At 63.6% G+C, this 8957-nt stretch carries 8 protein-coding genes; 7 read left to right on the forward strand and 1 reads right to left on the reverse strand.

The annotated features are described in order from the left end of the window. Positions 1-215: 215 nt before the first annotated feature. The 6 genes from ISS20_RS00350 to accD all read left to right on the forward strand — a co-directional run bounded on the left by ISS20_RS00350 (position 216) and on the right by accD (position 7559). Complete coding sequence (locus tag ISS20_RS00350) at positions 216-2828, forward strand: FimV/HubP family polar landmark protein (protein WP_291432695.1); 2613 nt, start codon at positions 216-218, stop codon at positions 2826-2828. Beyond that, the gene (truA, locus tag ISS20_RS00355) at positions 2828-3703 is read left to right on the forward strand and encodes a tRNA pseudouridine(38-40) synthase TruA (RefSeq protein ID WP_291432696.1); all 876 of its coding nucleotides are present in this window, start codon (positions 2828-2830) and stop codon (positions 3701-3703) included. The genes ISS20_RS00350 and truA overlap by 1 nt, the downstream gene beginning before the upstream one ends. Beyond that, the gene (locus ISS20_RS00360) at positions 3700-4500 is read left to right on the forward strand and encodes a phosphoribosylanthranilate isomerase (RefSeq protein WP_291432697.1); all 801 of its coding nucleotides are present in this window, start codon (positions 3700-3702) and stop codon (positions 4498-4500) included. Before truA ends, ISS20_RS00360 begins: the two co-directional genes overlap by 4 nt. After that, positions 4478-5761, forward strand: a complete 1284-nt coding sequence (gene trpB / locus ISS20_RS00365; protein WP_291432698.1) for a tryptophan synthase subunit beta — start codon at positions 4478-4480, stop codon at positions 5759-5761. The genes ISS20_RS00360 and trpB overlap by 23 nt, the downstream gene beginning before the upstream one ends. Next, positions 5762-6571: a tryptophan synthase subunit alpha gene (gene trpA / locus ISS20_RS00370; protein WP_291432699.1), complete on the forward strand. Its 810-nt coding sequence runs from the start codon at positions 5762-5764 to the stop codon at positions 6569-6571. Positions 6572-6686: 115 nt separating this feature from the next. After that, positions 6687-7559, forward strand: coding sequence for an acetyl-CoA carboxylase, carboxyltransferase subunit beta (accD, locus tag ISS20_RS00375; protein ID WP_291432700.1), 873 nt, complete (start codon positions 6687-6689; stop codon positions 7557-7559). A 107-nt stretch (positions 7560-7666) separates the two neighbouring features. Here accD and ISS20_RS00380 read toward each other — a convergent pair whose 3' ends face one another. Next, positions 7667-8218, reverse strand: coding sequence for a YggT family protein (locus ISS20_RS00380; RefSeq protein WP_291432701.1), 552 nt, complete (start codon positions 8216-8218; stop codon positions 7667-7669). 79 nt (positions 8219-8297) lie between these two features. On the opposite strand from ISS20_RS00380, the gene ISS20_RS00385 reads away from it, so the two are divergent. Further along, positions 8298-8933, forward strand: a complete 636-nt coding sequence (locus ISS20_RS00385; protein ID WP_291432702.1) for an LON peptidase substrate-binding domain-containing protein — start codon at positions 8298-8300, stop codon at positions 8931-8933. Positions 8934-8957 lie beyond the last annotated feature (24 nt).

Consider the following 8957-nt stretch of genomic DNA (forward strand, 5'->3'; position numbering starts at 1 on the left):
TTACGTGGCGTTGGCAATTGGCAACATCTGCACACCCCAATTTGGGGCGCCAGGACCCCACTCAAAGCTTCGGAGCCACCTCAGCTTGTCAGTGCAAAACATTGATGCTATGGTGCTTTTTACATATTTTCACGCGCCGGGGCGGGGATCAGACCATGAGAACAAAAGCACCGCTCGTCCGAGCCGCAAAAAATCCTAATCAGTTGTTGGCAAACATGCATCGTTGGAAATTTTCTGTCCTGGCGGCTGCGGCCGTGGCTTGCGCTGGTTTCTACACCAGCGACGCGTCTGCGCTGGCACTGGGCCGCATCACCGTGCAGTCTGCCTTGGGCGAGCCGCTGCGCGCTGAAATCGATCTGCCACAGATCACCCCCGCCGAAGCGGACTCGCTGCGTGCCACTACGGCCACACCTGAGGTCTTCCGTGCCCAGGGCATGGAATACACGCAGACCATGAACAACCTGCAGATTCAGCTGCAGCGCCGAGCCGACGGCACCGCCGTGTTGCGCCTGTCAAGCGACCGGCCTGTGAACGAGCCCTTCCTGGACCTGGTGCTGGATGCCAACTGGGGCTCGGGCCGCCTCGTTCGCAGCTACACCATGCTGTTTGACCCACCAAGCATGCGCCGTACAGCGCCTGCCGTCACAGCAGCCCCCCAGATTTCTGCACCAGCGGCGCCCCAGGTGCCTGCGACGCGACCTGCTGCAACAGCCCGCGCCAGCGAGCCGGCCGCCGCTCCAGCCGCACCTCGCGCTGCGGCTCCACGCCCCGCACCCGCAGATGGCGTCACAGTGCAGGCAGGAGATACCGCCGGTCGACTTGCGAACGCTTACAAGCCGGCAGGCGTCTCACTCGATCAGATGCTGGTCGCCATGATGCGCGCCAACCCGGACGCGTTCATCCAGGGCAACGTCAACCGCCTGAAGGCTGGTGCTGTGCTGCAGATGCCCGACCAAGGCACGGCGCAAGCCACCCCAGCCCCCGAGGCACGTCAGATCCTGGCCGCGCAGGCCCGGGACTTCAACGACTTCCGCCGCAAGCTCGCGGGTGCAGCCCCTTCGACTGAAGTGGCAGCGGCGCAGCGCTCTGCCTCTGGCACCGTCCAGACGCGCGTCGAAGACAAAAAACCCGCGACTGCGGCACCCGACAAGCTGACCCTGTCCAAGGGGGCTGTCAAGGGTCAGAAGGCGGCCGAAGAACAGGTCGCCAAGGACAAACAGGCCAATGAAGCAGCCACACGGATGGCGGAGTTGTCCAAGAACATCACCGACCTGAACAAGCTGAGCGCAGCATCTGCAGCTGCCGGAAACAGCCCTGCGCCCGCCGCCGCGAGTGCGGCCAGCGCACCTGCAGGTGTGACCGTGCAGGCCCCTGCCGTTCCTGCAACACCGAGCGCGCCGCCTGCGCCCGAAGCCCCAGCATCCGCCCCCGTAGCGGCAGCCAGCACCCCGCCAGACACCGCAGTGGCAGCCGAAGTGGCCGCATCGGTACCCGCCACAGAGGCGTCTGCACCAGCACCTGCCCCCAAGCCAGCGCCCACACCCAATCCTGCTCCTACCCCCGTAGAGGAGCCCAGTTTCTTGTCCACCCTCATGGACGACCCGCTGCTGCCCATCGGCGGCGGCATCCTGATTGCTGGCCTGCTCGGATTTGGCGCTTACCGCCTGGTCCAGCGCCGTCGCCAGAACGGTGGGGTGGACAGCTCCTTCCTGGAAAGTCGCATTCAACCCGACTCGTTCTTCGGAGCCAGCGGCGGCCAGCGTGTAGACACCGCCAACAGTGACATGACCACCGGCTCGTCCATGGCGTATTCACCCAGCCAGTTGGATGCTGGCGGCGACGTGGACCCTGTGGCAGAAGCCGACGTGTATCTGGCCTACGGCCGCGATCTCCAGGCCGAAGAAATCCTGAAAGAAGCCGTGCGCCACAACCCAGGCCGTGTTTCGGTGCACGTCAAGCTGGGTGAAATCTACGCCAAGCGCCAGGACCGCAAAGCCCTGGAGGCCGTCGCGGGTGAAGTGTTCAAGCTGACCCAGGGCGAAGGGCCTGACTGGAACCGCATTGCCGAACTCGGGCGCGACCTGGAGCCCGAAAACCGCCTGTACCAACCTGGCGGCCGCCCCGGAATGGCCGAGGATGAATCGCCTTCCGTGCCACCGGGCGGGTTCCCCAGCACCTTCACTGGTGCAGGCAGCCCTGCCGCAGCCCTGCCACCAGACTTGGACCTCGACCTGGATCTGGACCTGCCCGATGACGCGCTGACGGACGCCCCCCCTGCTGCAGCCGGTGGTTTTGCTGCGGCCGCTGCGGCTGCTGCGGCCAACAACCGCAGTGAAGCCAGCGAACCACAGACGCTGCGCCCCGAGTTGGATCTGCCCAGCATCCCCGACGAGCCCACGGCCGCGTGGAGCAGTCAGGAAACCGCTCCGAGTCCCATGATGGCGCCGCCTCCAGTGGCCAATCTGGACTTCCCCAACAGCGACGACCTGACCATGGCGCCGTCCGGCCCCATGCCACTCCATGGCGAGCCCCAAGACTCCGGCCCTATGGAGTTTGATCTGGGCGACCTGTCGCTGGACCTGAACGCCCCCTCGAAGCCCATGGCAGCTCCCGCCGCCAAGGCCCCAGCGGCTCCCGCACCGGATTTCACTGATGATGGATCGGCCGCAGCGCAGGACGACCCGCTGGCCACCAAGCTCGCGCTAGCGGAAGAGTTCAACGCCATTGGCGATACCGACGGAGCTCGCACGCTGATTGAAGAGGTCGTGGCGGAGTCCAGCGGCGCCCTCAAGACCCGCGCCCAGCGCATGCTGGCCGAACTGGGCTGATGCCGCTCGGCCCCTCCGCTGATTCAGGCCCCAGCACCCCTCCAGGCCGCCCCGTGACCCGGGTGGCGTTGGGTGTCAGTTACAACGGCCAAGCCTACAGTGGCTGGCAAAGTCAGCTGTCTGGCAACACCGTTCAAGACAAACTCGAAGCGGCTCTGGGCCGCTTTGCTACACATCCGGTCAGCACCCTCTGTGCGGGCCGGACCGATGCGGGTGTACATGGCCTGATGCAGGTGGTGCACTTTGACACCCCGCTGGACCGCCCTGCTGCGTCCTGGGTCCGTGGTACCAACACCTTCCTGCCATCCGACATTGCGGTGCAATGGGCTCAGACCGTCCCAGACAACTTTCATGCACGTGCCAGCGCCGTGGCCCGGCGTTATGCCTATGTACTGCTGCAGTCGCCAGTACGGCCCAGCGTGGATGCCGGGCGGGTGGGCTGGGTGTTTCACCCGCTGGACCACGACGCCATGCGACAGGCGGCCGACTACCTGGTCGGCGAACATGACTTCACCTCGTTCCGTGCCTCTGCATGCCAGGCCAAGACCCCCGTCAAGACCTTGCAACGCATCGATATCGCGCGGCGGGGCGCGACCACACCGCACCCCGAGCTGGGCTGGAGCCCTTGCTATTGGCGGTTCGAATTCGAGGCTAACGCCTTCTTGCACCACATGATCCGCAACATCATGGGCTGCCTGATCACTATCGGCCAGGGCGCCCAGTCTCCTGAGTGGATGGCCCAGGTGCTTGCCGCCCGGTCCCGCAAGGTAGCGGCGCCCACGTTTTCGCCAGACGGGCTGTACTTTCAAGGGCCTGTCTACGACGCCGCCTGGGGGCTACCCCAGCGCACGGCTGCGTATGATTGGCTTCCATGAACCAGGCCCCCACACCGATCACAACTGCCCCCACCGTCAGCCAACGCCTCCAAGCCCCTTTCCAGGCGTCTGCCAACTTACGCACCCGCATCAAGATCTGCGGACTGACCCGAGAGGAGGACGTGGATGCAGCAGTGGCCGCAGGCGCCGACGCTGTGGGCTTTGTGCTCTACGCCCCCAGCCCACGTGCGGTCACCGCTGAGCGGGCCGCGCAGTTGGCACAGCGCCTGCCGCCGTTTGTCACGCCCGTGCTGCTGTTCGTGAATGAATCCACTCCTAACGTGATAGCAGCTAGCGCAATGATTGCCGGCGCTACCGTGCAATTTCATGGTGATGAGACACCACAGGATTGTCTGGCTGCCACCCACCAGGGCGCCCGCCCCTACCTGCGTGCCGCACGAATTCCCCTCGGCGACGGAGCGGCACAGTTTGACCTCGTAAAATACGCACACGATTACTCTCACGCCCAAGCCATCCTGCTCGACGCCCATGTCGAAGGTTTTGGCGGCAGCGGCAAGGCATTCAATTGGTCACTCCTTCCACCAAGCGTCAGCTCTCACCTCGTTTTGTCTGGTGGACTCACGCCTGCAAACGTGACCGATGGCATTTTGCAAGTCCGCCCGCGAGGCCTCTCGCTGGCGGTTGATGTCAGTTCCGGCGTCGAAGCCGACGGCCCCGATGGCAAGCCCATCAAAGGCATCAAGGACGCCGAAAAAATCCAACGCTTCGTTGCCGCCGTGCGTGCGGCCGATGCCCAACTTGCAAAGAATCCCCATGAGCTCCTATCAGCAACCTGATGCTTCCGGCCACTTTGGCCCCTATGGTGGCAGCTTCGTCAGCGAGACCCTGACCCACGCCATCCAGGAGCTGCGCGAGGCCTACGCGCGCTACCAGAACGACCCTGAATTTCTGGCGGAATTCCACTACGAACTCAAGCATTTCGTGGGCCGCCCCTCGCCCATCTACCATGCCGCGCGCACCAGCCGCGAAATGGGTGGCGCGCAGATTTATCTCAAGCGCGAAGACCTGAACCACACGGGCGCGCACAAGATCAACAACGTGATCGGCCAAGCCATGCTGGCAAAACGCATGGGTAAGCCCCGCGTGATCGCCGAAACCGGTGCTGGCCAGCACGGCGTGGCCACAGCCACCATTTGCGCCCGCTATGGGCTTGAATGCGTGGTGTACATGGGCGCCGAGGACGTGAAGCGCCAAAGCCCCAACGTGTACCGCATGAAGCTGCTAGGCGCCACCGTGGTGCCCGTGGAATCTGGCAGCAAGACCCTGAAAGATGCACTGAACGACGCCATGCGCGACTGGGTGGCGAATGTGGACAACACTTTCTACATCATCGGCACCGTGGCAGGCCCGCACCCCTACCCCATGATGGTGCGCGACTTCCAGAGCGTGATCGGCAAGGAGTGCATTGAGCAGATGCCCGCCATGCTGACCGAGCAAAAGGTGCTCGGCGGCCAGCCTGATGCCGTGATCGCCTGCGTGGGCGGTGGCAGCAACGCCATGGGCATCTTCCACCCTTACATTCCGTTTGAAAAGACGCGTCTCATTGGCGTGGAGGCAGCGGGCGAAGGCCTGGAGTCGGGCAAACACTCAGCATCGCTGCAAAAAGGCAGCGCGGGAGTACTGCACGGCAACCGCACCTTCATCCTGCAGGATGACAACGGCCAGATCACCGAAACCCACAGCATCAGCGCGGGTCTGGACTACCCCGGCGTGGGCCCGGAGCACGCCTGGTTGCAGGAAATCGGGCGTGCAGAATACGTCGGCATTACCGACAAGGAAGCGCTGGATGCCTTCCACTACCTGTGCCGCACCGAGGGCATCATCCCCGCGCTCGAATCCAGTCATGCCGTGGCTTACGCCATGAAGCTGGCCAAGACCATGCGCCCTGACCAATCGATCCTGGTCAACCTATCGGGCCGGGGTGACAAGGACATCGGCACCGTGGCCGACCTCAGTGGCGCCGATTTTTACTGCCGACCCAGCTGCCAGGGGCAGTCCGTCAAGGGCGGCGAGCAACCCATCAAGGTGGTGAAATAAATGAGCCGTATCGCATCCACCTTCTCTGCCCTGCAGACGCAGGGCCGCAAGGCGCTGATTCCTTATGTGACCGCCGGTTTCCCGTTCGCAGACATCACCCCCGCGCTCATGCACGGCATGGTCGAGGCTGGCGCCGACGTGATCGAGCTGGGCGTGCCCTTCTCCGATCCCATGGCCGATGGCCCCGTCATCCAGAAGGCGGGCGAGAAAGCCCTCAGCCTGGGCATTGGCATGGTGCAGGTGCTCGACCATGTGCGCGAGTTCCGCAAGCGCAACAGCACGACGCCCGTGGTGTTGATGGGCTATGCCAACCCCGTGGAACGCTACGACCAAAAGCACGGTGACGGCGCGTTTGTGCGCGACTCTGCCGCTGCGGGGGTGGACGGCGTGCTCATCGTGGACTACCCGCCCGAGGAATGTGAAGCATTTGCCGACAGTCTGCGTGCGCACGGCATGGACCTGATCTTCCTGCTGGCCCCTACCAGCACGGACGAGCGCATGGCCCAGGTGGCGCGCGTGGCCAGCGGCTATGTGTACTACGTATCGCTCAAGGGCGTGACCGGCTCAGGCGCGCTGGACACGGCGGCCGTAGAGCAGATGCTGCCCCGTATTCGCCAGCACGTGACCATCCCGGTGGGTGTGGGCTTCGGCATCCGCGACGCCGCCACCGCCCAGGCCATCGGCAAGGTGGCCGATGCCGTGGTCATCGGCAGCCGCATCATCCAGTTGATTGAAGACCAGGAGCACGCCAAGGTGGTGCCCCTGACCATCGACTTCCTGCGCGGCATCCGCAAGGCCCTGGACGCCTAGTCGCATAATGCAGCCCGGCGCATTCTTCGGGGTGCGCCGACAGATTCACACCCGGCCTGCCCCGCAAACGCCTACGGGCTTTGTAGCAGGTCGCGCCACTGAAGAGGAGAACACCATGTCCTGGCTCGAAAAACTTCTGCCCGCCAAAATCCAGCAAACCGACCCCACCGAGCGCCGTCAGGTGCCCGAAGGCCTGTGGATCAAGTGCCCGAGCTGCGAGACGGTGCTCTACAAGGCCGATCTGGAGCACAACCAGAATGTGTGCCCCCAATGCAGCCACCACCACCGCATCGGTGCGCGCGCCCGACTGGACGCATTTCTGGATGCTGAAGGCCGCTACGAAATCGGCCAGGAAGTCCTGCCCGTAGACGCGCTCAAGTTCAAGGACAGCCGCAAATACCCCGAGCGCCTGAAGGAGGCCCTGGAGAACACGGGTGAGACCGATGCACTGATCGTCATGGGCGGTGCCGTCAAGAGCATCAACGTGGTGGCCGCGTGCTTCGAGTTCGACTTCATGGGCGGCTCCATGGGCTCCGTGGTGGGCGAGCGCTTTGTGCGTGGCGTGGAAACCGCCATCGAGCAAAAAGTACCCTTCATCTGCTTTACCGCCACCGGCGGCGCGCGCATGCAAGAAGGCCTGCTGTCGCTCATGCAGATGGCAAAGACGAATGCCGCCCTCACCCGCTTGGCCAAGAAGGGCCTGCCCTACATCAGTGTGCTCACCGATCCCACCATGGGTGGCGTGAGCGCAGGTTTTGCCTTTGTGGGCGACATCGTGATTGCCGAGCCCAAGGCGCTGATCGGCTTTGCTGGCCCGCGCGTGATCGAATCCACCGTGCGTGTGACCCTGCCCGAGGGCTTCCAGCGTGCAGAGTTCCTGCAAACCAAAGGCGCGGTGGACTTCATCTGCGACCGCCGCGAACTGCGCAACACCGTGGCCAGCAGTTTGGCCATGCTGCAACGACTCCCTGCTGACGCGGTGATGTAAATACCCGGTCCCCGAAAAGGGGACTGAGTGAGGCCTCACCACGCCATTGCTATATTTTAAATAGCAAATAGAGCATATTTGGCTAGCGCATCGGGCCTTTGGGATGCTTAACGCATCACACTGGCCTGCAAATGGCCCAGAACAATCATCACAACCTGCAGCACCACCAGCGCCACCAATGGCGACAGGTCGAAGCCGCCCATCAGCGGAATGACGCGCCGAAAAGGACGCAACACAGGTTCACACAGGCGCGCGATCACATCCGCCAGCGGTGAACGGCCACCCTGTACCCAGGACAGGACGGCATAGACAATCAGCAGGCCGATCAGCCCCGAGACCGCCACGCGCAGCAGCCCAAACAAGGCCAGCCAGGGCAACCACGCCCATGCCGATCCCGCACCGAGCAGCAACGTCAACAACGCGTACTGCACCAGCTGCACCAGCATCGCAGCCACCAGACTGGACACATCCCAACGCCCAGCAGGGGGGATCACCCGTCGCAGCGGCATGACCAGCCAGTCGGTCAACGCAAACACCAACCCACCGACCGGGTTGGAGAACGGCACCCGCTGCCACTGCATGTACAGCCGCAAGAGGCAGGCCCCAGTCAGCAAGCCGCCAACAACATCAAGCAGGAAAGAGGCGATCTGATAGAGCATGGATGTGACAAAAACAGTGGTACACAGCAAAAGCCAACGGTGTCATGGGATGATAGCGGGCGAAGGCACCCACACGCCCATGACCCCACCCCTCACCTTGTCGTCCCTGCCGCTTTTCCCACTGGGATCCGTCCTGTTCCCGGACGGAGTATTGGCCCTGCGGGTGTTTGAGGTGCGCTATCTGGACATGGTGCGCAAGTGCCATCAAGCAGGTGCACCCTTCGGCGTGGTCGCCCTCACCCAAGGCCATGAAGTGCGCCAGGCCGGCGCGCCGAAAGAACGCTTCAACGACGTCGGCACCTTGGCCATCATCGAGCAATTGGAGACACCCCAGCCCGGACTGATCACCCTGTTATGCCGTGGTAGTCAGCGTTTTCGTATCACTCAACGCCATCACCTGCAGCACGGCCTCTGGATTGCTGACGTCGATCACGTCGAACAGGATCTGACAGTGCCGGTTCCGGACGATCTCAAAAAGGCGTCAACTGCACTGGCGCAGGTCTTACACACGCTGCAGGTACGCGACCCAGACATACCCCACTTGGTCACCCCCACTGCAGCACAACTGAACGATTGCGGCTGGGTGGCGAACCGATGGTGCGAACTGCTGCCAGTGCCACTGGAGCTGAAACAGCGGCTGATGGAGCTGGACAACCCCCTGGTCCGCCTGGAACTGGTGGGGGATGTGCTGGAGCGGACGGGGATCGCGCAGTAGCGCGAGAGACACAGGTCGCAGCCT

Source organism: Acidovorax sp., assembly GCF_016783915.1.
Taxonomy (GTDB): Bacteria; Pseudomonadota; Gammaproteobacteria; order Burkholderiales; family Burkholderiaceae_C; genus Acidovorax.